The sequence below is a fragment of the Modicisalibacter coralii genome, assembly GCF_004117855.1.
GTDB lineage: Bacteria > Pseudomonadota > Gammaproteobacteria > Pseudomonadales > Halomonadaceae > Modicisalibacter > Modicisalibacter coralii.
The window spans coordinates 103,049-128,585 of sequence record NZ_QWBW01000009.1; the positions used below are offsets into that span (position 1 = coordinate 103,049).

Genomic DNA, 25,537 nt, shown 5'->3' on the forward strand with positions numbered 1-25,537 from the left:
ATCATGAAAACTGCGCTCCTGCTCATCGATGTACAGGCATCCTTTCCGGCCCGAGAATACTGGGATGACAATCTCACGAGGACTTGGCGGGGCAGGCAGCGAGCCCTGCTGGACGGCGCACGCTCGGCCGGCATTCCCGTGATTCGCATTCTGCACCAGGCACCGGGCAGTCGAGGCCCCTTCGATCCCGACAATGGCCTGGTTCGTCCGCTGGCGGGGTTCGAGGACGCGGCGGCTGCCGTTTTTCACAAGACCGCTCACAATGCCTTTACCGATACCGGGCTGGCACGTTGGCTGATGACCCGGGATATCCGTCGTCTGGTCATCAGCGGCATCCGCACCGAGCAGTGTTGCGAAACCACGGCGCGTGTCGCATCCGACCTGGGCTTCGATGTCGACTTCGTCGGCGATGCGACACTGACCTTTCCCATGACTCGGGCGGGGCGGACTTACACGGCCGAAGAGATCCAGGCGCGCACCGAACTCGTCCTGGCCGAACGCTTCGCGCGAATCGTCGGAACCGCAACCTTGCTCGACGAATGGCGAGGCCATGCGGCCTGAGTCGCGAGCGGCCCAAACCCGGGTCGGTGTATTGATGCTGCCTGGCCAGGTGCCGCTGGATCTGGTCGGGCCCCTGCAGGTGCTTTGCAGTGCTGTGCGTCTCGACGCCGGGATCGCGGTCGATTACTTCGGGCCGGTCGAGTGTCTGGCGTGGTTGGGCCCCCTGACTCTGTCGGGGATCGCCCCGCTGCCCGAAAGCCTCGACGGCTATGACCTGCTGCTGGTTCCCGGCCAATATCGCGATGCTACGGATCCCGTCGTGCAGCAGCGCTGCGCCGACTGGTTGGGCGAACGAGCCGATCGGGTTGGCTGCATCATGAGCGTCTGTTCAGGCACTTTGCTGCTGGCGGCGGCGGGGCTGTTGGAAGGAAGGCGCTGCACCACGCACCATACCCTGCTGGAGCGCTTGCGCGAACTGGCCCCGCTTGCCCGCGTGCAGGGCGACTGCATCTTCGCCGAGGACGGCCCCTTTCTGACCAGTGCCGGTATTTCCACGGGCATCGATACCATGCTGCATTGGCTGATGCGCGAGAAAGGCCACGACCTGACGCTGGCAGTAGCTCGGGACATGGTGCTCTACCTGCGTCGCAGTGGCCGCGAGCCGCAACTGGGTATCTGGCTGGAAGGGCGCAATCATGTCGATGTCCGCGTCCACCGCTTGCAGGATACCCTGGCTGCAAGGCCTGCTCGCTCCTGGAAGCTCGCGGAGATGGCCGCCGAGGCTGCGATGAGCGAGCGCCATCTGCGTCGACGCTTTACGTCATTGACCGGCATGACGCCGGGGGATTATCTCACCCGCGTGAGACTGCAGTTTGCACGCCAACTGATGGTCGAGACCGACTGGTCGCTGTCTCGAATCGCCGAAGCGGTCGGGCTCGGCGAGGATCGTCAGCTACGCCGTGCCTGGCGGCGTTTCTCGACCGACTCGCCGAGTGCCTGGCGTCGCCGGGTGGAAAGTGGCTGAGACGCGCTGCTCGGCGCATCACGCCTTGCGTGCCAGCAGGGCGCGGAACAGCGAGCCCATCATCACCGGCTCGTCGCGTTCGACGACGAAGCCCGCCGCGGCGAGCAGCGGCCCGGCCTGGCGGGTGATGTCGGTGGCGATGGCGCGGGTGATCAGGTTGAGCGCGCGCCTGCCGAGTCCGGCGGGCCGGTCGTCGGCCTGGAACTTGTCCATCACGCACAACTGCCCGTCAGGGGCGAGCACCCGGTGTGCCTCGGCGAGCCCGCGGACAGGGTCGGGCATCACCGCCAGGATCAGGTGCATCACCACCACGTCGAAATGCCCGTCGGGATAGTCCAGTGCCGCCGCATCCATCACCCGCGCCTGGGCGTCGAAGCCCAGGGTATCGGCCCGGCCGCGAAAGCGCCGGACCATCGCCGGGGTCAGATCGCAGCCGTGCAGTTCGATGCCGCGGGGCAGATAGGGGAGGTCGAGTCCGGTGCCGCAGCCCACGATCAGCACGCGCTGACCGCCGGCCCAGTCCACCGCCTGGAGGGCCCGCTCGCGGGCCTCGCGGAAGGCCCGGTCGGCGACCCAGTCGTAGACCGGGGCGTAACACGCGTAGCGCCAGCGGTTCCAGACAGTGGGGTCGAGCATGCGGCGGTCTCCGAGGCGCGCGGGGTATCGGTCGTATCATGCGCCGCTACCGTGACCTTGAGAAGACATCGCCGCCCTGGATATTGCCGTGCGCCCGGCGGCGTCAGGCCATGGTGTCGACGATGCCGCCCTCGACACGCAGTGCCGCCCCGGTGGTGGCGCTGGCTTGCTGGGAGGCCGCATAGACGCTCATGTGGGCGACCTCCTCGGGGGTGGCCAGGCGCTGGATGATCGACGACGGACGGTTTTCCCGAACGAAGCGGGCTTCCATCTCTTCCGGGGAGACGCCCTGTTCCTCGGCGGCCTGCTTGATCATGTTGAGCACGCCCTCTGAGCGGGTCGGCCCCGGCAGAATGGCGTTGACGGTGACATTGGTGCCGCTGAGTACCTTGGCCAGCCCGCGCGAGATCGACTGCACGGCGGTCTTGGTCATGCCGTAGTGGACCATCTCGCTGGGGATGTTGAGCGCCGACTCGCTGGAGATGAACTGGACGCGCCCCCAGTCGCGCTGTTTCATGCCTTGCGCGTAATGGCGCGACAGGCGCACCGCGCTCATCACGTTGACGTCGAAGAACTGCTGCCAGGTGGCGTCGTCGACCTCGAAGAAGTCCTGCGGGCCGAAGATACCCACGTTGTTGATCAGGATGTCGGTCTCCGGGCGGGCGTCGATCAGCGCCTGGCAGCCCTCGGCGGTACCCAGGTCGGCAGCTACACCTGAGACGGCGGCGTTGGGCACGGCTTGCTCGATCGCACCGATCGCCGCGTCGACGCGGTCCTGGGTACGACCGGTGACGGTGACCTCGGCGCCGGATTCGGCGAGTCCCTGGGCGATGGCGAAGCCGATGCCGGCGGTGGAGCCGGTGATGATGGCGTTCTTGCCGGTAAGATCGATACGCATTGACGGTCTCCTTGTCGAAAGCGGGCCGCGAGCGGGCGCCCGCAGGATTGCTGGCCTGCCAACAGCATGGGGCGAATATCGAATTCTTCAAGGCCCGCGCCGCCGCTGGCGTCGTCGGTAGTCGCCGCTTTTCATAATTCGTCGTCCCATCCCTGTAAGCCGTGGGTTGCCGCGCTCCTTATACTCGAAGGACTGCACATGCCCTTCGGATGGAGACCGACATGGATTACACCCCGACCCGCGACGACTTCGATCGCTACATGGTGCCCAATTACGCCCCGCAGCGGGTGATCCCCGTGCGTGGCGAGGGTAGCCGCCTGTGGGATCAGCAGGGGCGCGAGTACATCGATTTCGCCGGCGGCATCGCCGTCAACTCGCTGGGTCACTGCCATCCGGTGCTGGTGGGCGCGCTCAAGGCGCAGGCCGACAAGCTCTGGCACCTGTCCAACGTCTACACCAACGAGCCGGCCCTCAAGCTGGCCAGGGCGCTGACCGAGCGCACCTTTGCCGACAAGGCCTATCTGTGCTCCTCGGGTGGCGAGGCCAACGAAGCTGCGCTCAAGCTGGCGCGGCGCTGGGCGCACGACACCCACGGCGAGCGCAAGCACAAGATCGTCTCGTTCCGCCAGTCGTTCCACGGCCGCACCTTCTTCACCGTCAGCGTCGGCGGCCAGCCCAAGTACTCGCAGGGCTTCGGCCCGGTGCCCGGCGGCATCGTCCACGGCGAGTTCAACGACCTCGACAGCGTGCGCGAGCTGATCGACGCCGACACCTGTGCGGTGATCGTCGAGCCGATGCAGGGCGAGGGCGGCATCGTGCCGGCCACCCAGGACTTCCTCGAGGGGCTGCGCGCGCTGTGCGACGAACACCAGGCGCTGCTGATCTTCGACGAGGTCCAGTCGGGCATGGGCCGCCCGGGTACGCTGTTCGCCTACATGCGCTATGACGTGACCCCGGACATCCTGACCAGCGCCAAGTCGCTGGGCGGCGGCTTCCCGATCGGCGCCATGCTCACCACCGAGCGCATCGCCAAGGTCTTCACGCCGGGCACCCACGGTTCCACCTACGGGGGCAACGCCCTGGCCTCCGCCGTGGCGCTGGCCGCGCTCGAACACATCGATACCCGCGAGGTGCTCGACGGCGTGCAGCGCCGGCATGCGCGTTTCCGCGAGCATCTCGAGGCGCTCAACGCCAAGTATGGCGTGTTCGGCGAGGTCCGGGGTATGGGGCTGCTGATCGGCGCGCCGATGGCCCCGGCCTACGAGGGCCGTGCCAAGGACATCCTGCCGCTGGCGATCGAGGAAGGGCTGATGGCGCTGATCGCCGGACCCAACGTGCTGCGCATGGCGCCGTCGCTGGTGATCCCCGAGGCCGACATCGACGAGGGCATGGCACGTCTCGACCGTGCCCTGGCGCGCTTCGTCGAATCCGCATGAGCCGCCATTCGCCATCGACGGGAGGAAACGCCATGCTGGTCGTGCGTCCCGCCAAGCCGGCCGACCTGCCGGGCCTCGAACGCCTGGCGGGAACGGCCACGCCTGCGCTGACCAACCTGCCGGCGCACCGCGATCGTCTCGAGGAGCGCATCACCCGCTCGCAGCGCTCGCTATCCCGCGACATCGAGTTTCCCGGCGACGAGAGCTACACCTTCGTGCTCGAGGATCTCGAGCGCGGCGAGATCGCCGGTACCGCCACCATCCGCGCCCAGGCCGGCGCCCATGAGGCGTATTACACCTATCGCCAGGAGACCCTGATCCACGCCTCTCAGCAGCTCAACGTGCGCCGCGAGGTGCAGACGCTGTCGCTGTCCCACGAGGTCTCCGAGGCGACGCTGTTGTGCGCGCTGTCGCTCGATCCGCGCTACAAGGGCTCCAGCGCCGAGAGCCTGCTGCGCCGCTCGCGGCTGATGTTCATCGCCCAGTACCCGGAGCGCTTCGCCGAGATCCTGGCGATGGCCTTTCCCGGTTACCTGGACGCCGACGAGGAATCGCCGTTCTGGAACAGCGTCGGGCGGCACTTCTTCGTGCGCGGCTACCAGGAGATGAACCACCTCGCCGGCGTGCGCTCGAAGAGCTTCATCGCCGAGGTGATGCCGCAGTTCCCGCTCTACCTGCCGCTGCTGACCCCGGCGGCCCGGGCGGCGATCGGCCGCGAGCACCCGGCCCACGAGTCGGCGCTCGACGAGATGCTCGCCGAGGGTTTCGCCCGCTCGCGCCACGTCGACATCTTCGATGCCGGCCCGGTGATCAAGGCCGAGCGTGACCGGCTGGAGACCTTCCAGCACAGCACCTGGCACCCGGTTCGCGTGCGCCCGGCGGCGTCGCTGCCCGACGCCGAACCGGCGATGATCGCCAACCAGAAGCTCGACGGCTTTCGCTGTGTGGTGGCGCGCTACGCCCTGTCGCCCACCGGCCAGTTGATGCTCTCGCCCGAGCATGCCGCGGTGCTCGGCGTGGAGGAGGGGCGTGCGGTGCTCGCCGCGCCGCTGAGCCTGCCCGCTGCGGAAGACGCCTTCGACGAGGGGGAACTGTAATGCGCATTCGTCCCATCGCCCGCGGCGATCTCGACGGCCTCCAGCAGATCGCCCGGGAAACCGGGGTCGGCTTCACCTCGCTGCCCGACAACCGTGACTTCCTGGCCGGCAAGATCGCCTCGGCCGAGCGCGCCTTCGCCCAGCGTACCCCGGTCGACGACCGGCTCTACTTCTTCGTCCTCGAGGACGAGGAGAGCGGCGAGCTGGCCGGCTGCTGCGCGATCGAGGCCCAGGTGGGCCGCGAGGTACCCTTCTATCACTACCGGCTGGGCACCCTCGCTCACTCCTCGGTGCAGCTCGATCTGCACCGCACCATCGACACGCTGTTCCTGAGTTCGGACCACACCGGCGACGCCGAGGTGGCTTCGCTCTACCTGCGCCCGGAATACCGCGGCGTGGGCCGGCACGCCCGCAACGGCGCGCTGCTCTCCAAGGCGCGCTGGCTGTTCATGGCGCAGTTCCGCGACAGCTTCCCCGACAAGGTGCTCGCCGAGATGCGCGGCAAGTTCGACGCCGACGGCGTCAGCCCGTTCTGGGAATGCCTGGGCAGCCACTTCTTCCCTATGAACTTCAATGAAGCGGACAGACTGACTGGGTTAGGCCAAAAGAGCTTTATCGGCGAGCTGATGCCCAAGTTCCCGATCTATACCACCTTTCTCACCGAGCAGGCGCGGGCCTGCATCGGCGAGGTCCACGACGATACCCGCCCGGCGCTGGAGATGCTCAAGAAGGAGGGGCTGCGCTGGGAGGGCTACATCGACATCTTCGACGGCGGCCCCACCGTCGAGGCCTACATCGACGACGTGCGCGCGGTGCGCCAGTCGCGGCTGTGCCCCGTGGAAGTCGCCGGCAGCCTGCCGGAGAGCACCGAGCGCCCCCGTTGGCTGGTCGCCACCACCGACATGGCCGACTTCCGCGCCGCCTGGGTCGGCCGTGGCCCGGATGACGACGGCACCCTGACCCTCGGCGAGGCGGAAGCCCGACGCCTCGGCGTCACCACCGGCGACAGCCTGCGCGTTCTGGAAACCTAGGAGCCTCCCATGCAAGCTCAGCAGAAACTCTTCATCGGCGGCGCCTGGCTCGCTGGCGATGCCGGCGAGCTGACCAAGCACGATCCGATCGACGACGCCGTGCTCTGGCAGGGCGCCACCGCCAGCGAGCGTCAGGTCCGCGAGGCCGTGGCCGCGGCCCGTGCGGCCTTTCCCGGTTGGGCGCGGCGCGGTTTCGACGAGCGCCTGGCCATCGTCGAGCGCTTTCGCGACCAGCTCGAGGCCAACCGCGAGGCCCTGGCCACGAGCATCGCCCACGAGACCGGCAAGCCGCTGTGGGAGGCGCGTACCGAGGTCGGCGCGATGATCGGCAAGGTGGCGATTTCGGTGACCGCCTACCGGGAGCGTACCGGCGAGCGCAGCCGCGACGTCGCCGGCGCCAGGGCCGTGCTGCGGCATCGCCCCCACGGCGTGCTGGCGGTGTTCGGCCCCTACAACTTCCCCGGCCACCTGCCCAACGGGCACATGGTCCCGGCGCTGCTGGCCGGCAATAGCGTGGTCTTCAAGCCCAGCGAGCTGACGCCGTTGACCGCCGATTTGACCCTGCAGTGCTGGCAGGCCGCCGGGTTGCCCGACGGCGTGATCAACCTGGTGCAGGGCGGCGCGCCGGTCGGTCAGGCGCTGGCCGGGGCCGACGACATCGACGGCCTGCTGTTCACCGGCAGTGCGCGCACCGGCAAGCTGCTGCACAAGCAGTTCGCCGGTCAGGTCGACAAGATCCTCGCCCTGGAGCTGGGCGGCAACAACCCGCTGGTGGTCAAGGACGTGCCGGACGAGGCCGCCGCGGTGCTGACTATCCTGCAGTCGGCGTTTCTCTCCGGCGGCCAGCGCTGCACCTGCGCGCGGCGGCTGATGGTGCCCGAAGGCGAGGTCGGCGACCGCCTGATCGAGGCTCTGGTCGCGGCCATCGCCGAGCTTCGCGTCGCCGCGCCGTTCAGCGAGCCGGCGCCGTTCTACGGCGGGCTGGCGAGTGTCTCCGCGGCCGATGGCCTGCTCGCCGCCCAGGACGACCTCGAGGCGCGCGGCGGCACGGTGCTGGCGCGGATGCGCCGTCTGGTCGACGGCACCAGCCTGCTCACGCCGGCGCTGATCGACGTCACCGGCTGCGAGGTGCCCGACGAGGAGCACTTCGGGCCGCTGCTCAAGGTGCACCGCTACCGCGACTGGGACGAGGCGATCAAGCTCGCCAACGATACCCGCTACGGGCTCTCCGCCGGGCTGATCGGCGGTGATCAGGCCGACTGGGACGACTTCCTGCTGCGCATCCGCGCCGGCATCGTCAACTGGAACCGCCAGACCACCGGCGCCTCCAGCGACGCGCCGTTCGGCGGCATCGGCGACAGCGGCAATCATCGTCCCAGCGCCTACTATGCGGCGGACTACTGCGCCTACCCCATCGCCTCGATGGAGTCCGAGTCGCTGGCGCTGCCCGGCGAACTGCCGCCCGGGGTGAGTTTATGAGCGACGCGATGAACGACGTGCGCGAGGTCAACTTCGACGGTCTGGTCGGGCCGACCCACAATTACGCCGGCCTGGCCCACGGCAACGTGGCGTCGATGCGCCATGGCGGGCTCGCCTCCAACCCGAAGGAAGCGGCACTCCAGGGGCTGGCCAAGATGAAGGCGCTGATGGACGCCGGTTACGCCCAGGGCGTACTGCCGCCGCAGCAGCGCCCCGATCTCGGCGCGCTGCGCGATCTGGGTTTTTCCGGCAGCAACGCCGAGGTGCTGGCCCGGGCCGCCCGCGAGGCGCCACAGATCCTGCGCGCGGTGTGCTCGGCGTCGAGCATGTGGACGGCCAATGCCGCCACGGTGACGCCGAGTATCGATGCACCGGACGGCCGGGTGCATTTCACCCCGGCCAATCTGCAGTCGAGCTTTCACCGCTATCTCGAGCCGGAGACCACCGCCCGCGTGCTGGCGGCGATCTTCCGCGACGAGGCACGTTTCGCCCATCATCCGGCGTTGCCGGCGACCCCGGCGTTCTCCGACGAAGGCGCGGCCAACCACACCCGGCTTTGCGGCGATCACGGCGAGTCGGGCGTGCACCTCTACGTCTACGGGCGCCAGGCGTTCGGCGGCGAGCGCGGTCCTCAGCGTTACCCCGCCCGCCAGACCCTCGAGGCCAGCCAGGCGGTGGCGCGCCAGCATGGCCTCGCTGACGCGCAGACGGTGTTCGCCCAGCAGCATCCCGAGGCGATCGACGCCGGGGTGTTCCACAACGACGTGATCGCGGTGGGCAACGGCCCGGTGCTGCTCTATCACGAGATGGCGTTCCTCGAGGAGGAGCAGACCCTGGAGGCGCTGCGCAGCCGGATGGCCACGCCGCTGATCCCGGTGCGCGTTCCCGGCGAGGCGATCAGTCTGGAGGCGGCGGTCTCGACCTATCTGTTCAACTCGCAGTTGCTCACCAACCCCGGCGGCGACATGACGCTGGTGGTGCCGGGCGAGTGCCAGGAGAACGAGACGGTGTGGCGGGCGATCCAGGATCTGCTGCTGGCCGGGCACAACCCGATCGGCGAGGTGGTGGTCAAGGACGTCAAGCAGAGCATGCGCAACGGCGGCGGTCCGGCCTGTCTGCGCCTGCGGGTGGTGCTCGACGCCGCGGAGCGCGCCGGGCTTGCCGGCCGGGTACTGCTCGACGACGCGCTCTACGGCGAACTCGTCGGCTGGGTCGAGCGCCACTACCGTGACCGGCTGACGCCCGACGATCTGGCCGACCCGCAGCTCGCCGAGGAAACGCTGACTGCCCTCGACGAGCTCACCCGCCTGCTGGGTATCGGCAACGTCTATCCGTTCCAGCTCGGCTGAGAGGGGCCGGTTCCGGCCGCCCGGGCCCGGCTCAACCCTGGCTGGCGGCGCCGCCGACCATGCCGCGCTGCAGGTCGTTGTCGCGCAGGTGCTTGGCGACGGCGTCTTCCGGCGAGCCGGCCATCTCGCGGAACATGCCCATCGAACCCAGCAGGGCGGAGGACTCGTAGGGCACGAAGACCCGCTCGCCCGCCTTGGCCATGGTCGGCAGCGCCTTGATGTAGCTCTGGCCGAGCAGATAGCCCACCACGGTGCGCTTGTTCTCGTCGCTCTCGCCGATGGCGTTGAGTACCAGCTTGATCGACTCCTGCTCGCCCTGGGCGCGCAGGATCGCTGACTGCTTGTCGCCCTCGGCGTTGAGAATCGCCGACTCGCGCTGGCCCTGGGCCATGGCGATGGCGGCGGACTTCTCGCCCTCGGCTTCGGTCACCGTGGCGCGGCGCTTGCGCTCGGCGGCCATCTGCAGGCGCATGGCGCTCTCCACCTCTTCGGGCATGGCGATGTCCTGGACCTCGACGCGGGTGATCTTGACCCCCCACTTGGAGGCCGGCGCCTCCATGTCCGCCTGGATGGCGTTGTTGACCTCGGCGCGGGACTCGAACAGCTTGTCCAGTTCCATCTTGCCCACCACCGAGCGCAGCGTGGTCTTGGCCAGCACCTCGACCGCCTGGCTCATGTTGGCGACCTCGTAGACCGCGCGCTTGGGGTCGATGATCTGGTAGTAGAGCGCGCCGTTGATGGTGACGGTGACGTTGTCGGTGGTCACCACCGGCTGCCCCGGAAAGTCCATCACCGTCTCGCGGCGATCGATGCGCACCTCCTCGGTGGAGATCGGATAGAACTCCTCGCCCTGCTTGCGATAGCGGATCATGCTGATCGCCCGGGGCTGCTCGATGAAGGGGATGATCACGTTGATGCCGCTCTCCAGCAGCCGATTGAAGGAGCCGAGACGTTCGACCACCATCACCTCCGACTGGCGCACGATGACCAGCCCCTTGATGATGAGGATCACGCCCAGCGCGACGATGATCAGGCTGATCAGCAGCCCGGGTCCGATGACATTCATGACGATGATGACTCCGTGGGGTGGGGAAGCGTGACGATGGCGACGGTGCCATCGAAGCGCTGGAAGATGACTCGACGATTCTCGGGAAGCTCGGTCGTATCGCTGTCGGCGAGGCGCAGGCGATAGAAGTCGCCGTTGATCTCGATGCCCGTGGCGCCATCGAAGTCGCGCTTCAGCGTGTGGTAGACCTTGCCGCGTTCGGTACCGGTGCCGGTGGTGCCGTAGGCGACGCCACGCGGCGAGAAGCGCGGGCGGATCACCTTGACCACCACCGGCAGCATCACCCCGGCGGCCAGGCCCAGCCCCAGCAACTGCCAGGTGAGCGAGGCGCCGAGGGCGGCCAGCAGTACCGCGGCCAGCGTCGCCACCGCCAGTCCCAGCAATACCAGCGCGCCGGAGAGCAGTTCGGCCAGCCCCAGCAGCAGGGCCACCGCCAGCCAGACATAGGCCATGTTCCAGTCCATAGCGTTTCCCGGGATCGTATCGAAGGGAGGCCGCCCGCCCAGCGACGACGAACCCGGCCCTGCGGCCGCGTTCGGGTCGCCGTCGAGCGATCCGCCAATTTGCCTGCCGGCACACCGGACGGGTATCGGCGATCGCCGTCACGTCGTGTAAGCCGTCGACGACGATAGCCTGTTACGCGTGTGGTTGGCGAGACCCGGCCGGGTCACTCGTCGGCGAGCCTGACCATCTTCGGCCGGCCGATCAGCATCCCGGCCACGCTCTGGCCGGCGAGCAGCACCAGCAGGAACACCAGCGAGAGCTGCCAGTCGCCGTTCATTTCGTGCAGGGCGCCGAACAGCAGCGGGCCGCTGGCGGCCATCAGGTAGCCGACGCTCTGCGACATGCCCGAAAGCATGGCGGCATGCTGGGGGTGGCGCGTGCGCAGCACGATCATGGTCAGCGCGAAGCTGAAGCAACCGCCCTGGCCGGCGCCCAGCATCAGCGCCCAGCCGATCGGTGCGGCGGTGGGTGCCAGCAGCAAGCCCAGCAGGGCGATGGCGATCAGCGTGCACAGTCCCAGCACCAGCAGGCTGTGGCGTGACAGCCGCGAGGACAGCCGGGCGATGAAGTAGCTGGCGGGAATGCTGGTGAGGTTGATCATCGACAGCATGAGACCCGCAGTCGCCTGGGGGACGCCGGCCTCGCTGGCGACCGCCGGGACCCAGGTCTGCAGGGTATAGAAGCTCAGTGACTGGGCGCCCATGAACAGTGTCAGGGTCCAGGCGACGGGATTCTTGAACAGTCGGGTCATCGACGGTCGATGGCTGTCCGTGCCGGCCTCGGGGCCCAGGCGCAACGCCAGACGCCACCAGATGATCGCCGAGACGATCCCGAACGCCGCCCACAGCCAGATCGGCAGCGACCAGCTGCCCGACAGCTGCATCAGGGGAATCGCGGTGCCGGCACTGATCGTCGCGCCCACGCCCATCATCACCGTGTAGAGCCCCATGGTGCGGCCCAGGCGGTCGCCGCGGTCGCGCTTGACCAGGCTCGGCATCAGCACGTTGCCCAGCGCGATGCCCAGCCCGGCGCACAGCGTGCCCAGCAGCATGATCGCCACGCTCTCGACGCCGCGAAACACGCCGCCGATGGCGATCAGGCTGATCGCGCAGGCGATCGCCCGGTCGAGGCCGACCCGGTCGGCGAGCCCGGGCGCCAGCGGCGAGAGCAGGCCGAAGCAGAGAATCATCCCGGTGGTGAACAGGCTGGCCACGCCGGCGCCGATCGACAGCGTCGCCATGATCGGCTCGAGCACCGGGCCGATGACCACGATCGGTGCACGCAGGTTGATCGCCGCCAGCCCGAAGGCCAGCAGCCACAGCCAGGCCGGCAGCGAAGAGCGGGACGAGAGCGAAGCTTGCGACACGACGGATCGTCTCCAGGCAAAGGGGCGACAGTCTATCATCGACCGGCGTGACGACCGAGGCATGTCTGACCGAATGGTCGGTTGCCGCGCCAGACGCCGTGGTGACGCTCGCTCGGCGGTCCGTCGGTCGCCGCTGGGCTCGCGTCGTCGCGATCTTCTGATACCTTGAAACGATCACGCGTTATCCAGGGAAAGGAGAACAGCGATGACCGGTCCATTGTCGGGCATTCGCATCATCGATCTCACCGCGATGGTCTCGGGGCCGCTGGCGACCATGATGCTCGCCGATCAGGGTGCCGAGGTGATCAAGGTGGAGAACCCCCACGGGGGCGATTTCACGCGCTCGGCGTCCAACCGCCGGCACGGCTTCGCGGCGTCGTATCTCAACAACAATCGCAACAAGCGTTCGGTGGCGCTGGATCTCAAGCATCCCGGCGGGCGGGCGGCGCTCACCCGGCTGATCGAGCGCGCCGATGTCTTCGTGCAGAACTTTCGCCCCGGGGTGATCGAGCGCATGGGCTTCGACGAGACGCGGGTGCGCGAGATCGCGCCGTCGATCGTCTACGTCTCGATCAGCGGCTTCGGCGAGGCCGGGCCCTACGCCCAGTACCCGGTCTACGATCCGCTGGTCCAGGGGCTCTCGGGGCTGGCCACGGTGCAGGCCGGCAGCGACGAGCGGCGCCCGCAACTGGTGCGCACCATCCTGCCCGACAAGCTCACCGGGGTGAACGCCGCCCAGGCGATCAGTGCCGCCCTGTTCGCCCGCGAGCGCACCGGCGAGGCCCAGCACGTGCGCCTGTCGATGCTCGATTCGGTGATCGCCTTCCTGTGGGCCTCGGACATGGGCAGCCAGACCTTCGTGCGCGGCGAGCTGCCCCAGCAGGCGGCGGCGAGCTTTCAGGACCTGATCTACGAAACCCGGGACGGCCATATCACCCTGGCGGTGCAGAACGACCGCGAATGGGCGGCGCTGACCCGGGCGCTGGAGCGTCCCGACTGGCGCGACGATCCGCGCTTTGCCACCGCCGCGCTGCGCCAGGACAACATCGATGCCCGTCTCGAGCTGACCCAGTCGGTGATCCGCACCGCGACCAGCGAGCACTGGCTGCAGCGACTCCAGGCCGAGGGCGTGCCCTGCGCGCCGGTGCTGACCCGCCACGAGGTGCTCGAGCACCCGCAGGTCACCGCCAACGCCATCGTCCGCGAATACGACCATTCCCAGGCGGGCCGGTTGCGTCAGGCGCGTCCGGCGGCGCGCTTCGACGAGGGCGACGTCGACGCGCCCGAGGCCTGGCGGGGCGCCCCGGCGCTGGGCGAGGACACCCGCACGGTGCTCGGCGAGTGCGGCTACAATGCGGCCACGCTCGACCGCCTGGCCGCCGACGGCGCCTTCGGGCCCGACGCCTCGGCCGCGTCGGGCAATTCGACGGATACTTCCAGGGACGGTGACCCATGATCGACTTCTACTACTGGCCCACCCCCAACGGCTGGAAGGTGGCCATCATGCTCGAGGAGTGCGGGCTGGATTACCGCACCATTCCGGTCAACATCGGCAAGGGCGAGCAGTTCAGCGACGACTTCCTGGCCATCAGCCCCAACAACCGCATGCCGGCGATCGTCGACCATGATGCCGCCGATGCCGACGACAACGGGCCGCTGCCGATCTTCGAGTCCGGGGCGATCCTGCTGCACCTGGCCGAAAAGAGCGGGCGCTTCCTGCCCACCGGGCCGCGCGGGCGCAAGGAACTGCAAGAGTGGCTGTTCTGGCAGGTCGCCAATCTGGGGCCGATGGCCGGGCAACTGAGCCATTTCGTCAACTACGCGCCGGGCGATCATCCGTACGCCCACGAACGCTACGCCAACGAGTATCACCGCTGCCTGGGGGTGCTCGAACGGCGCCTGGCGGGGCGCGATTATCTGCTCGGCGACGACTACACCATCGTCGACATGGCCGCCTGGCCGTGGGTGCTGATCGCCAAGCCGCTGGGCCAGCCGCTCGACGAGTTTCCCAACGTCGCGCGCTGGCGCCAGGCGATCAAGGCGCGACCCGCGGTGCAGCGCGGGGTCGATCTGGGCAAGGAGTACCGTCGCCAGGCGCCGCCCGACGAGGCAGAGCGGCGCATTCTCTTCAACCAGCGCGGTGGTGGCGGGTCAGCCAGTCAGGGCGATTAAGAACTCAATTCCAAACCCCGGTGATGCTGGGCGCCGGGGCAAGGCGAAGCGAGGGTCCTTTGCCATGGATGGCAAAGGTAGCGCCCACGGAAGGGTTCACAGCGCCCTCGCGAAGCCTTGTCCCGGGAGCCTGCTTGGTCTGCCGGGTTGTGTGTTAAGGAAACTCTAAGCCTGAAAGGGATCGCTGGCCTCGTCGAGCGTCTTGAGCGCGTTGTCATCCAGCGTCAGCCGGGTGGCGGCGATCATGGCATCCAGCTGGCGCTGCGACGTGGCGCTGGCGATCGGCGCGGTGACCGCGGGGCGGGTCATCAGCCAGGCCAGCGAGACGCTCGCCGGGGTGGTGTCGAGGTGCTCGGCGACCTCGTCCAGGGCCGCGAGAATCTGCATGCCGCGCTCGTCGAAGTACTTGTCGAGGAAGGCCTCGCGGGGCTTGCCACGGGCGTCTTCGCGGCTGCGGTACTTGCCGGTGAGAAAGCCGCTGGCCAGCGAGAAGTAGGGAATCACGCCGACGCTGCGTTTCTCGCACAGCGGTGCCAGCCGGGACTCGTAATCGCTGCGATCGTAGAGGTTGTAGAAGGGCTGCAGGGTCTCGTAGCGCGGCAGGTCGTTTTGCTCGGCGACCGACAGCGCCTCGTCGAGGCGGCGTGCGGGGTAGTTCGAGGCGCCGATGGCGCGGACCTTGCCCTGTTCGATGAGCCGCTGATAGGCCTCGAGGGTTTCTTCGAGCGGGGTGTCGGTGTCGTCGTCGTGGGACTGATAGAGGTCGATCACGTCGGTCTGCAGGCGCGTCAGCGAGGCCTCGACGGCGCGCATGATGTAGTCCTTCGACAGACCTTGTTCGCCGTCGCCCATCGGCTTGCCGACCTTGGTCGCCAGCAGCACCCTGTCGCGGTTGCCACGGGCCTTGAAGTAGCGGCCCAGCACGCTCTCGGATTCGCCGCCGTCGTGGCCGTCGACCCAGCGCGAATAGACGTCGGCGGTGTCGATGGCATTGAAGCCGGCATCCAGCCAGGCATCGATCATCGCGAACGACTCGCGCTCGTCGAGTGTCCAGCCGAAGACGTTGCCGCCGAAGATCAGCGGCGCGGTTTCCAGACCGCTGTTGCCGAGGGGGCGTAGTTCCATGATCAACTCCTTGTGTCTGGCCTCACGGGGTGGCTGTGAGGCTGCTAAACGATGGTATCGCCAACAGCGTAGTCGACCGCCGGGCGCGCTGTCGGTTCCCGTGGCTGTCGGTTGCGGTGCAAATGTCGCGACAGCGGGCGTCGTCAGCCGGTAAGCTGGCGCGAAACCCTGTGGGAGGTGCCCCCGTGGCCGGCAGCAGTCTGCTTACCTTGATCGACGATATCGCCACCCTGCTCGACGACGTCTCGCTGATGACCAAGGTGGCGGCGAAGAAGACCGCCGGGGTGCTCGGCGACGATCTCGCCCTCAACGCCCAGCAGGTTACCGGCGTCAACGCCGACCGCGAGCTGCCGGTGGTCTGGGCGGTGGCGGTGGGCTCGCTGCGCAACAAGCTGATCCTGATCCCCGCGGCACTGCTGATCAGCGCCATCGTGCCCTGGGCGGTGACGCTGCTGTTGATGCTCGGTGGTGCCTACCTGTGCTACGAAGGCGTCGAAAAGCTCGCTCACAAGTTCCTGCATCGTGCCGACGATGCCGAGGAACACCGTCGGCGGCTCGCGGCGATGGCCGACGCCGAGACCGACATGCGCGCCTTCGAGCGCGACCGTATCAAGGGCGCGATTCGCACCGACTTCATCCTCTCCGCGGAGATCATCGTCATCACCCTGGGCAGCGTGGCCGGGGCGACCCTGACCCAGCAGATCGCGGTGCTGGTGGGGATCGGCGTGCTGATGACGCTGGGCGTCTACGGGCTGGTCGCGGGGATCGTCAAGCTCGACGATCTGGGGCTCTACCTCAGTCGCCGCCGCGGTGCGGCGGCCACGCTGGGCCGTGGGCTGCTGGCGGGAGCCCCCTGGCTGATGAAGGGGCTGTCGGTGGTCGGCACCCTGGCGATGTTCCTGGTCGGTGGCGGCATTCTCAGCCATGGAGTGCCGCTGCTGCATCATCTCGTCGAAGGTGCCGCCGAGGCCGATGTCGGCGTGCCCGGTCTCGATGCCCTGATCCACGGTCTCGGTCCGTCGCTGCTCAACCTGGCGATCGGCCTGGTGGTGGGGGCGGTGGCGCTGGGCGTCGTCACGGCCGTGCAGCGGCTACGTGCCGGCTGAACGCGCCTCATTCACGGTAACCGGCGCTTCGTCGTCGACCTCGACCTGGTTGCGCCCGCGGTGCTTGGCGATGTAGAGCGCGCGGTCGGCGCGGGCCAGGGCGACGGCCTGACGCTCGTGGACGTCGTCGAGCGGCGGGACGCGCGTCAGGCCGATACTCAGCGAGACACTCAGGGTCACCCGGTCGCTGTTCTCTCCCGGGGCCACGCTGAACGGCTCGTCGGCGACCGCGCGGCGGATTCGCTCGGCCAGTTCGAGCGCCTGGTTCGGAGCCATCGCGGTGGTTAGGATCGCGAACTCTTCGCCACCGATGCGGGCGAAGGCATCCTCGTGTCGCAGGGTCCCCTGGATGCGCCGGGCCACCAGGCACAGCAGGGCATCGCCGACGGGGTGGCCATGACGGTCGTTGACTCGCTTGAAGTAGTCGAGGTCGAGCAGCAGGAGGTGGGCCTCGGCTGGGCCATCCCCGCTTCCCGGCACGGGCCGGGGGAGCGCCGCGAAGTGCTGTTCCAGGCCGCGCCGGTTGAGCAGGTCGGTCAGCGCATCGTGATGGGAGGCGATCAGTGCCTGCTGCTCGCGGAGCTTGCGCCGACTGATGTCGATCAGCAGGCCGGCGATGCCCAGCGGTCGCCCGCAGGTATCGTAGGTGATGTCGGCGACCACCTCGCTCCAGCGCGTGCGGCCGTCGGCGATGCGTACCCGAGCGTCTTGGCGCCAGTAGGCGATCCCGTCGTGCAGTGCCTGGCGCAGACTCGCGAACAGTCGCTCGCGATCCTCGCCGACGAGGCGGACCAGCACCCGGCGCAGCGGCACGTGCGGGTAGCTGTCCGGGTAGCCGAGCAGGCGACGCAGGCCCTGGGAACACCAGAAGTCGCCCGAGGTCAGGTCCACTTCCCAGACGCCGCAGTCGGTGACCTTGTGGAACAGCTCGACCTGCGAGGAGCGGCTGGAGAGTTGCTGGCGAGAAAGGCCGGCGGCGATCAACTCGGCGGCGATGGCCAGGGTATCGAGCCCCACCCCTTCCCAGTCGATGGCGCGCTCGCAGTCGTCGATCCCCAGCGTGCCCCACCAGCGGCCGTTGACCAGGATGGGCACCGTGGCCATCGACAGGATCGACTGACTTTCGAGGTTGGCGCGCAATGATCCCGGCGCCAGGCGGTGGGTGATGGTGCTCTGGCGCTGGCCCAGGCGGCGCTGGTTGACCAGGCGCATGAACTCGGGGTCGTCGAACAGGGTGGAGAAGAAGCGGAAGCGTCGCTGGGTCAGCTGGCGATAGCGTGCCGCGGCGGCCCACTCGAAGACATAGTCCTGGATGATCGCCTCTTCCTGAAAGTCGATCAGCTGGAAGATCCACACCCGGCTGCCGCCGGTGGCCTGGCCGATGTGCGCGAGCAGGCGCTTGACGCCGTCGGTGAAACGGCTCGCCTCGGCCAGTGCCCGACCGCCCTGGTTCAGGGCATCGAGCAGCGCGACGGTATCGAGGGGGCCGGCTGAGTCGTGGAGCATGAGGGGCATTGTTGTTTATTATCGATTCTGAAAGTCTAAGGCGCCGTGTGGGGCTTGCCAATCGGCGAGTCGTCATACCTTCGCCTTGAATGCCATGAGGAAAACGTGCCATGCCGCAGGACTGGACGCTCGAGCGTCTGCCCCCCGATTCGCCGCATCTCGATACCGTGACGCGCTGGACCCACGACACCTGGGGTCATCTCAACCCGGCACTCGACTTTGCCGACCGGCTCGCCGAGACGCGCGACGAGTGTGGCGAGGCCGGGGTGCCGTCGGTGTTCGTGGCCATGAGCGGCGAGACACCGCTGGGCACGGCGAGCCTGATCGTCGACGACATGAGCAGCCGCCCCGAGCTGACGCCCTGGCTGGCCTCGGTGTTCGTGCTGCCCGAGTGGCGCGGCCGTGGCATCGCCTCGGCGCTGGTCCGCCGCGTCGAGTGCGAGGCCCGGGAAGCCGGGCTCGAACGCTTCTACCTCTACACGCCGGACCAGCAGGCGCTCTACCGGCGGCTGGGCTGGCGCGATGTCGAGAGCGTCGATTACCGGGGCGAGACGGTGACGATCATGGTGCGCGAGTGGCCGTAGGCCCGCAGCAAGCGTCGCCGATATTGTCAGCGCGGCGGGAGCCTCCTAGAGTGCAGATTTGCCCGGCCCATCGGAAACCCTCATGAGTCCATCAGCCAGTCGTCTGACGCGATGCGTAAACATCCTGCGCGAATGCTTGCCGGCGTTGCAGGCCGTCTATCTGTTCGGCAGTCAGGCCAGCGGGCAGCACGAGACTTCCAGTGATGTCGATCTGGCAATACTGCTGCCCGCACCGTTGGATGCGTATCAGCGTTGGGAGCTGGCCGAGCGTGTCGCCGAGCTGCTGAATCGGGACGTCGATCTGGTCGACCTGCGGTGCGCCAGTACCGTCATGCAACATCAGGTCGTCGAACACGGACGCCGGTTGTGGAGTGGTGGCACGGTGGCCGACGAATTCGAATTGACCGCACTCAGCGAGTACTGGGACCTGGCCATCCTGCGCCATGACCTGCTTGACGACATCCAGCAGCGAGGCAGCATTCATGGCCGATGACGTGCTTCTCAACAAGGCTGCGACCATCGAGCGCTGTGTGGCGCGTGCCCGGGAAGAATATGCCAAGGGGCCGGACTCCTTCGAGACCGATCAGACGCGTCAGGACGCCGCCATCCTGAATCTTCAGCGCGCCTGCGAGGCGGCACTCGACGCCGGCAATCGACTGATTCGAACCCACCGCCTCGGCCTGCCTCAGAGTGCCCGGGAGATATTCGATCTGCTGGCGAAAGCGCAGTTGATCGACCCCGAACTGGCCGGTGTCATGAAGCGCATGACCGGCTTTCGCAACATCGCCGTGCATGACTATCAGGCCGTGCAGATCCCTATCGTCATCGCGATCATCCAGAACTACACGGATGACCTGCTGAACTTCGCCAGCCGGATGGTTCGGCTGGCGTGAGCTGTAGCGCTCTCACTCGGTCTTTCAGTGTTCACGCTTCCGGTAGCGTCTTCGTGTCGATCCCGTGTCGCGCTACCATGCGCGGATGACGATGCTTGGTGAGTGAGCCCCGATGATTCTCGACCCGATCCCCCTGGCCGTAGCGGCCGCCCTGACGGCCTTCATCGCCGGCTGGAGCCTGGCCGCCTGGCGTGGCGCACGTCGGGTGGCAGCATTGCGCGCGATTCAGACCGACCTGGAGTCGCGGCTGGCCGAGCAGGCGCGTCAGGCCGAGGCCGCCCAGGCAGCGCTGTCCCAGGCCGACATCGCCCGGGCGCGCGTCGAGACCGAGCTCGCCGGGCTGCGCCGACACCAGGATGAGCTGCGGGCCGGGTTCGAGGAGCGCCTTCGTGAGCGCGACACCGAACGCCAGCGCCTGGAAGCACGGCTCGCCGAGCAGGCCGCGGTGCTCGAGGAGGCCCAGGAGCGCACCGCCGGGCTACGCGAGACGCTGCAGTCCGCCACCACCCAGCGCGACGAGACGCGCCGCTCGCTGGCCGATCATCGCCAGTGGTGGGAGGCCGAGAAGTCCCGTAGCGGCGAACTCGCCGGCGAGCTCGCCGAGCTGAAGACGGCCTACGGCGAACTCGCCACCACTCTCGAGCAGAAGCAGACGCACTTCGACGAACAGCTCGACCTGCTGCGCCAGAGTCGCGAAGCGCTCAAGCAGGAGTTCGAGAATCTCGCCAACGAGATTCTCGAGCGCAAGGGCAAGGCCTTCTCGGCGCTCTCCCAGGAGCGCATCAGCGGTCTTCTGCAGCCGATCCACAACGAGATGAAAGGCTTTCGCGAGAAGGTCGAGTCGATTCATCAGCAGGAGAGCGAGCAGCGCGTGCAGTTGCGTACCGAGCTCAGGCACCTGCAGGAACTCAACCGCGCGATCACCGACCAGGCCGATCGGCTGACCAACGCCCTGCAGGGGCAGAAGAAGATCCAGGGCAACTGGGGCGAGCTGATGCTCGAGAACGTCCTCGACGGCGCCGGCCTGCGTCGGGGCGTCGACTACCAGCGCGAGGCGAGCTTCACCACCGAAGAGGGGCGCAAGCGACCGGATGCCATCGTCCATCTGCCCCAGGGCAAGCATCTGGTGATCGATGCCAAGACCTCGCTGGCCGCCTACACCCGCTACGTCAACGCCGACGACGACACCGAACGCCGCCAGGCGCTGGCCGAGCACTGCCGGGCGGTGCGCGAGCGCATCAACGAGCTGGCCGACCGCCATTACTACGACCTGCCGGGGCTCAATTCGCCGGAAGTGGTGATCATGTTCGTGCCGGTGGAGTCGGCCTATGTTGAGGCACTCAAGTTCGACGACGGTCTCTACCAGCGGGCCATCGAGAACAACGTGCTGGTCGCCACGCCGACCACGCTGCTCACCAGTCTCAACATCGTTCGTCAGTTGTGGCGCTTCGAGGATCAGAACAAGCACACCGCCGAACTCGCCAACCGCGCCGAACGCTTCTATGCCAAGCTGGCCACCTTCCTGAACAGCATGGAGGACGTCGGCAAGAAGCTCGATGGTGCACGCGTGAGCTACGACCGGGCGATGAATCAGCTGGTCAGCGGCAAGGGCAACCTGATCAAGCAGACCGCCGAGTTCAAGGACCTGGGCGTGGCGGTCAAGAAGGAGCTGCCCGCCGAGCTGGTCGAGCGTGCCCACCTGGAACTCGACCGCCACGGCGCAGCGGGGACCAGCGATGCGCCGTCCGGCGATCCGGCGAACCCGGCCGTCAGCCGCTCGGACGTCTGAGCCGCCGTCGAGTCGGGGACTGGCAGCGGCGCGTTCAGGCGGTGTCCTCGACCCGGGCATGCAGCCCGCTCATGGCCGAGCTCAGATAGCGGTCGTCGAAGTCGGCCTCCTCGAACAGCCGGTCACGATCGTGAACTTCGATGTGGTGACGCGCCTTGGTGAGCAAGCCGTCACGCGTCATGTCGGACAGCGAGCGGGATACGTGGACCGAGGTCAGGCCGAGCAGTTCCCCGAGCAATTTCTGCGAGAGCGGCAGGTAGAAGCCGCTCAGGTCCGTGGGCTGCACCCGATTCAGGCGGGTATGGGTCTCGATGATGAAGTGGGCGATCCGGGCACGCGCGCTGCGCTGTGAAATCAGCAACAGACGCTCGGTGAGGATCGCTTCCTGCCGGGCGAACGCGGCGAGCAGCGCCATCGACAGCGGGGTCGAATTTTCCATGATGTCGAGAATTCGGTGATGCGGGAACGGGTAAACCACCCCTTCGGTGATCATGCGTGCCTCGGAGATATGCGTCGCGAAGGTCAGTTCACGCAAACCGGCGACATCGCCCGGCAACAGGATGTCGACCACCTGTCGGCCCCCGTCGGGGTTGTCGCGAAAGCTGTAGGCCCAACCGCTTTGGATGATATAGAGCTGATCGACCGGGCTGTCGGCCGTCCACAGGGGCTGACCGCTGCGCATTTGGGCCGGATCCTTCTCGAGATCACGCAGAAGACGCTGGTCGTCGTCACCCAGCCTGAAATAGTGATTCAGGTTGGCCAGGATGCAGCTTTGGATACGGGGCATTGAAACCGCCTTCTAGGATGGGGGCGACAGTGGAGCGGTAAGGGTCGGCTGGTCGTTCGCTGACACGACGAATGCGATGAGTCGCGTGTCCCGGGCCGCAAGACCCGCAAATGTCTCCTGTGCCTGAGGCGGTCAAGGGAAAGTTACCGTAACGATGTCATCGGAGCCCGAAGGATAGTTAATTTTTCGGGTTGCTCCAAGCACTGGCGGCATCCGGCGTGTACACAAATCTTGCCCGAGATAGCCGCCGTGCCGTTTTGGCGTCCCGATCAGCGGTCGTGGCGCAGTGCGACTGCGCCATCGGCCGGCACCGTCAGGCGGGCCCGGCCGTTGTCATCGATGTGAATCGTCTCGCAGTCGGGGGCGAGGATATTGCAGTAGTCGCCCGGTGCCAGGCCGGTGGTCAGCGTTGCACTCCAGTCGGTCTCGCTGCGGTTGAAGGCGACGAAGCCGCGGGACCCGCGGGAGAAGGCGATACGCGACTCGCCGTCGGTCTGCCAGTGTGTCACCGGGGCTTCGTGCACGGCGCGTCGAAAGCCGACCATCGTCAGCACTGCCGGATCGCGGTGCTCGCAGACCCAGCGTGAGTCGCCGCAGCGGTCATCGTTATCGGTGTAGACGGGCAGGGTCTGCCAGCCCTCGTCATGGTGCGGCGGCCCCTGGTCGGCGTTCTCGAAGGTATAGCTCGACATCAGCCTTGGCGTGCCGTAGGGCCAGGCGAGCATGAACAGCCGGCCGAGGGTGTAGCGCATGCCGCTGTCGAAGGTCATTACCATGCCGCCGGCACCATGGCCGCGCTGGTTGTCGTGGTTGTCGATGAATACCAGGGCCCGTTCGGCGGGCGCCCAGCCCGGGGCATCGCCGAGATCGTGCAGGCGGGCCAGATCGCCGCTCATGAACGCGCGTGACAGCTGCGGTCCGTAACGGAACTCGGTCACGTCGCCGTTGGCGAGATAATCCTGCACCGTGATCGGTTCGTTGCCCATGTCGATCACTTCCTGGAAGACGTAAGAGGCGCCGTGGAGGCCGTCGAGAATCGCCGCGATATCCTCCGGCGGGATATGCTTGGCGGCGTCGATGCGAAAGCCGGCGACGCCCAGATCGAGCAGCGTCTGCAGATAGTGTCGGATGCGCTCGCGCACGGCCGGCTTCTCGGTGGCCAGATCGGCTAGCCCCACCAGATGGCAGTGCTGGACTTCCCAGCGGTCCTGATAATTGCGGATGCTGTCGTCGCCATGTCGCCCGCAGTGGTGGAAGTCCTCGTGACGATACAGATCCCCGTACCGGAACGGCGTGTAGCGGGTGCCGGCGATGCCTTCCCCCTCGCCGATGCCGGCCATGTGGTTGATCACCGCATCGACGACCACGCCCACGCCGGCGGCACGACAGCGTGTGACCATGTCGGCGAAGGCGGCGTGGCCCCCGCTGCGCGAATCGAGTCGATAGCTGACCGGCTGGTAGCGTGCCCACCAGGCGCCATCGACCGGGTCGAGGGCGATATGCTCGTTGGGCGGCGAGACCTGCACGGCACTGACGCCGGCGGGGGCCAGCACACGCTCGCATTCGCGGGCGACATCGTCCCATCGCCACTCGAACAGATGTACCATCACCGCGCCCGGCGCGTTCAGGGTGACGGCATCCAGCGGTGACTTGGCGGCGACGACAGGGACCATCAGGCCGGCCAGCAGCGAGCCGGCGAGCCAGTGGACGGGGGAAGCGAGGCGCATGACATGTCTCCTGAAATAGCGTCGTCCGGTCATGCTAGCCGTCGCACACAAGGGGCGAATCCTTCCGCGACAGGCCCGGCTACGCCACCGCCCTACGCCGGCTACGCCCCGGCCGGGGATGAGGAAGGCGGACTGCGGATTGGCGAGGCTTTGGGCTGAAGGGCCGTGCCCGATTGTTGTCGGGGCACGGCGTGATTGGGACAACAACAAAGGACGCTCTCACCGATGCAAGCACGCCACCGTTTCACCGTTTCGCTCCTCGCGCTGGCCCTGGGCGCCGTCGCGCTGCCGGCCCAGGCCTTCGAAGACGACGCCCTGACCGTCTGGATGGGGGACAACAAGGGGGCCGAGGGAATTCGTCAACTGGCCCGCCAGTTCGAGGACGAGACCGGCATCGAGGTCGACATCGTCAATCCCGACAACCTGACCGATCGCTTCCCGCAGGCGGCGGGCAGCGGCCAGGGGCCGGATATCGTCATGTGGGCTCACGATCGGTTGGGGGAGTGGGCGCAGAGCGGCCTGCTCGCACCGGTCAAGCCGGATACCGAGTTCCGTCGCCACTATTTCGACTTCACCTGGGAAGCCACCACCTGGAACGGCCAGAATTACGGCTACCCGGTGTCGGTGGAGTCGATCGGGCTCATCTACAACAAGGCCCTGGTCGACAAGCCGCCGCAGAGCTTCGACGAGCTGACGGCACTCGACGCCAGGCTCGAGAAGCAGGGCAAGAAGGCGATCCTCTTCGATTACGGCGAGCCCTACTACGGTTGGCCGCTGCTCGCGGCCAACGGTGGGTATCCCTTCAAGCACACCGCCGAGGGTTATGACGTCAGTGACATCGGGGTCAACGACCTCGGTGCGGTCCAGGGCGCCAAGCGGTTGCGCGAACTGATCGAGAACGGTGTGCTGCCGGAAGGCACGGACTACAACATCATGGACACGCGGTTCAACAAGGGTGAGGTGGCGACCATGATCAGCGGCCCCTGGGCCTGGGGCAATCTCGAGCGCAGCGGCATCGACTTCGGGGTGGCGTTGCTGCCCAAGGTGGGTGACGAACGTGCCAAGCCGATGTTCGGGGTGACGACGGCGATGATCAATGCCGCCTCGCCGAACAAGCTGTTGGCCACCGAGTTTCTCGAGAACTACCTGCTCACCCGCGAAGGGCTCAAGACCTTCAACAGTGATGGCTCGCTGGGCGCGGTGGCCAACAAGGTCTACCAGCAGGAGCTGGCTCGCGATCCGAAGATCGCCGCCACTCTGGCGAATGCCCAGGCGGGCGACCCGATGCCCAATATCCCCGAGATGGGGGCGTTCTGGTCGGCGATGAAGCCGGCGTTGCAGAACATCGGCAGCGGTCGCCAGGCGCCACAGGCGGCTCTCGATGCCGCCGCCGAGCGCATTCGCACTTCCATTCAATAACCCGCGTTCGCGCCGATCCGGTGCCCGTCGGGGCGCCTGGTC

The 25,537-nt window shown here is 67.5% G+C and carries 24 protein-coding genes; 15 read left to right on the forward strand and 9 right to left on the reverse strand.

Annotation, left to right across the window (positions count from 1 at the left end):
- The first annotated feature begins 3 nt into the window (after positions 1–3).
- Complete coding sequence (locus D0901_RS05490) at positions 4–561, forward strand: isochorismatase family protein (protein ID WP_129139289.1); 558 nt, start codon at positions 4–6, stop codon at positions 559–561.
- Positions 562–595: 34 nt separating this feature from the next.
- Positions 596–1,525, forward strand: a complete 930-nt coding sequence (locus D0901_RS05495; RefSeq protein WP_233440364.1) for a GlxA family transcriptional regulator — start codon at positions 596–598, stop codon at positions 1,523–1,525.
- A gap of 18 nt (positions 1,526–1,543) precedes the next feature.
- On the opposite strand, the gene D0901_RS05500 is transcribed toward D0901_RS05495, so the two are convergent.
- Complete coding sequence (locus tag D0901_RS05500; RefSeq protein WP_129139291.1) at positions 1,544–2,161, reverse strand: class I SAM-dependent methyltransferase; 618 nt, start codon at positions 2,159–2,161, stop codon at positions 1,544–1,546.
- 103 nt (positions 2,162–2,264) lie between these two features.
- Complete coding sequence (locus tag D0901_RS05505; RefSeq protein ID WP_129139292.1) at positions 2,265–3,059, reverse strand: SDR family NAD(P)-dependent oxidoreductase; 795 nt, start codon at positions 3,057–3,059, stop codon at positions 2,265–2,267.
- 221 nt (positions 3,060–3,280) lie between these two features.
- Between D0901_RS05505 and D0901_RS05510 the strand changes: the two genes are divergently transcribed.
- Genes D0901_RS05510 through astB form a run of 5 tightly spaced genes read left to right on the forward strand, consistent with a single transcriptional unit; the run spans position 3,281 to position 9,451 of the window.
- Positions 3,281–4,495 (forward strand): aspartate aminotransferase family protein, encoded by a 1,215-nt coding sequence (locus D0901_RS05510; protein ID WP_129139293.1) that lies wholly within the window; start codon positions 3,281–3,283, stop codon positions 4,493–4,495.
- Between the two features lie 32 nt (positions 4,496–4,527).
- Positions 4,528–5,592, forward strand: a complete 1,065-nt coding sequence (locus tag D0901_RS05515; RefSeq protein WP_129139294.1) for an arginine N-succinyltransferase — start codon at positions 4,528–4,530, stop codon at positions 5,590–5,592.
- Complete coding sequence (gene astA / locus D0901_RS05520) at positions 5,592–6,623, forward strand: arginine N-succinyltransferase (protein WP_129139295.1); 1,032 nt, start codon at positions 5,592–5,594, stop codon at positions 6,621–6,623. The genes D0901_RS05515 and astA overlap by 1 nt, the downstream gene beginning before the upstream one ends.
- 9 nt (positions 6,624–6,632) lie before the next feature.
- Positions 6,633–8,102: a succinylglutamate-semialdehyde dehydrogenase gene (gene astD, locus D0901_RS05525; RefSeq protein WP_129139296.1), complete on the forward strand. Its 1,470-nt coding sequence runs from the start codon at positions 6,633–6,635 to the stop codon at positions 8,100–8,102.
- Positions 8,099–9,451: an N-succinylarginine dihydrolase gene (astB, locus tag D0901_RS05530; protein WP_129139297.1), complete on the forward strand. Its 1,353-nt coding sequence runs from the start codon at positions 8,099–8,101 to the stop codon at positions 9,449–9,451. The genes astD and astB overlap by 4 nt, the downstream gene beginning before the upstream one ends.
- A gap of 31 nt (positions 9,452–9,482) precedes the next feature.
- Here astB and D0901_RS05535 read toward each other — a convergent pair whose 3' ends face one another.
- The 3 genes from D0901_RS05535 to D0901_RS05545 all read right to left on the reverse strand — a co-directional run bounded on the left by D0901_RS05535 (position 9,483) and on the right by D0901_RS05545 (position 12,387).
- Positions 9,483–10,517, reverse strand: a complete 1,035-nt coding sequence (locus D0901_RS05535) for an SPFH domain-containing protein (protein WP_129139298.1) — start codon at positions 10,515–10,517, stop codon at positions 9,483–9,485.
- Positions 10,514–10,981: a nodulation efficiency, NfeD-like protein gene (locus D0901_RS05540; RefSeq protein WP_129139299.1), complete on the reverse strand. Its 468-nt coding sequence runs from the start codon at positions 10,979–10,981 to the stop codon at positions 10,514–10,516. Before D0901_RS05540 ends, D0901_RS05535 begins: the two co-directional genes overlap by 4 nt.
- Before the next feature lie 203 nt (positions 10,982–11,184).
- Positions 11,185–12,387, reverse strand: a complete 1,203-nt coding sequence (locus tag D0901_RS05545; protein ID WP_233440365.1) for an MFS transporter — start codon at positions 12,385–12,387, stop codon at positions 11,185–11,187.
- 205 nt (positions 12,388–12,592) lie between these two features.
- Here D0901_RS05545 and D0901_RS05550 point away from each other — a divergent pair, with 205 nt between their 5' ends.
- A complete protein-coding gene (locus tag D0901_RS05550; protein WP_129139301.1) occupies positions 12,593–13,843 on the forward strand; it encodes a CaiB/BaiF CoA transferase family protein in 1,251 nt (416 codons plus the stop codon).
- Positions 13,840–14,559 carry a glutathione S-transferase family protein gene (locus tag D0901_RS05555; protein WP_129139302.1) on the forward strand — a complete coding sequence of 240 codons (720 nt, stop codon included), beginning with the start codon at positions 13,840–13,842 and terminating at the stop codon, positions 14,557–14,559. The genes D0901_RS05550 and D0901_RS05555 overlap by 4 nt, the downstream gene beginning before the upstream one ends.
- 165 nt (positions 14,560–14,724) lie before the next feature.
- Here the strand turns inward: D0901_RS05555 and D0901_RS05560 are convergent, their stop codons facing one another.
- Positions 14,725–15,684 (reverse strand): aldo/keto reductase, encoded by a 960-nt coding sequence (locus D0901_RS05560; protein ID WP_233440366.1) that lies wholly within the window; start codon positions 15,682–15,684, stop codon positions 14,725–14,727.
- Positions 15,685–15,869: 185 nt separating this feature from the next.
- Between D0901_RS05560 and D0901_RS05565 the strand changes: the two genes are divergently transcribed.
- Positions 15,870–16,790: a DUF808 domain-containing protein gene (locus D0901_RS05565; RefSeq protein ID WP_129139303.1), complete on the forward strand. Its 921-nt coding sequence runs from the start codon at positions 15,870–15,872 to the stop codon at positions 16,788–16,790.
- Here the strand turns inward: D0901_RS05565 and D0901_RS05570 are convergent.
- Positions 16,776–18,296, reverse strand: a complete 1,521-nt coding sequence (locus D0901_RS05570; RefSeq protein WP_162500827.1) for a GGDEF domain-containing protein — start codon at positions 18,294–18,296, stop codon at positions 16,776–16,778. The genes D0901_RS05565 and D0901_RS05570 overlap by 15 nt on opposite strands.
- 110 nt (positions 18,297–18,406) lie before the next feature.
- Between D0901_RS05570 and D0901_RS05575 the strand changes: the two genes are divergently transcribed.
- The 4 genes from D0901_RS05575 to D0901_RS05590 all read left to right on the forward strand — a co-directional run bounded on the left by D0901_RS05575 (position 18,407) and on the right by D0901_RS05590 (position 21,562).
- Positions 18,407–18,880, forward strand: coding sequence for a GNAT family N-acetyltransferase (locus tag D0901_RS05575; protein WP_129139305.1), 474 nt, complete (start codon positions 18,407–18,409; stop codon positions 18,878–18,880).
- An 82-nt stretch (positions 18,881–18,962) separates the two neighbouring features.
- The gene (gene mntA, locus D0901_RS05580) at positions 18,963–19,373 is read left to right on the forward strand and encodes a type VII toxin-antitoxin system MntA family adenylyltransferase antitoxin (RefSeq protein ID WP_129139306.1); all 411 of its coding nucleotides are present in this window, start codon (positions 18,963–18,965) and stop codon (positions 19,371–19,373) included.
- Positions 19,363–19,773, forward strand: coding sequence for a type VII toxin-antitoxin system HepT family RNase toxin (hepT, locus tag D0901_RS05585; protein ID WP_129139307.1), 411 nt, complete (start codon positions 19,363–19,365; stop codon positions 19,771–19,773). The genes mntA and hepT overlap by 11 nt, the downstream gene beginning before the upstream one ends.
- Positions 19,774–19,885: 112 nt before the next feature.
- Positions 19,886–21,562: a DNA recombination protein RmuC gene (locus tag D0901_RS05590; RefSeq protein WP_129139308.1), complete on the forward strand. Its 1,677-nt coding sequence runs from the start codon at positions 19,886–19,888 to the stop codon at positions 21,560–21,562.
- Between the two features lie 34 nt (positions 21,563–21,596).
- Here the strand turns inward: D0901_RS05590 and D0901_RS05595 are convergent, their stop codons facing one another.
- Complete coding sequence (locus D0901_RS05595; protein WP_129139309.1) at positions 21,597–22,349, reverse strand: Crp/Fnr family transcriptional regulator; 753 nt, start codon at positions 22,347–22,349, stop codon at positions 21,597–21,599.
- 269 nt (positions 22,350–22,618) lie between these two features.
- Complete coding sequence (locus tag D0901_RS05600) at positions 22,619–24,076, reverse strand: alpha-amylase (protein ID WP_162500828.1); 1,458 nt, start codon at positions 24,074–24,076, stop codon at positions 22,619–22,621.
- A 225-nt stretch (positions 24,077–24,301) separates the two neighbouring features.
- Here D0901_RS05600 and malE point away from each other — a divergent pair, with 225 nt between their 5' ends.
- Complete coding sequence (malE, locus tag D0901_RS05605; protein WP_129139311.1) at positions 24,302–25,495, forward strand: maltose/maltodextrin ABC transporter substrate-binding protein MalE; 1,194 nt, start codon at positions 24,302–24,304, stop codon at positions 25,493–25,495.
- The last annotated feature ends 42 nt before the right edge of the window (positions 25,496–25,537 follow it).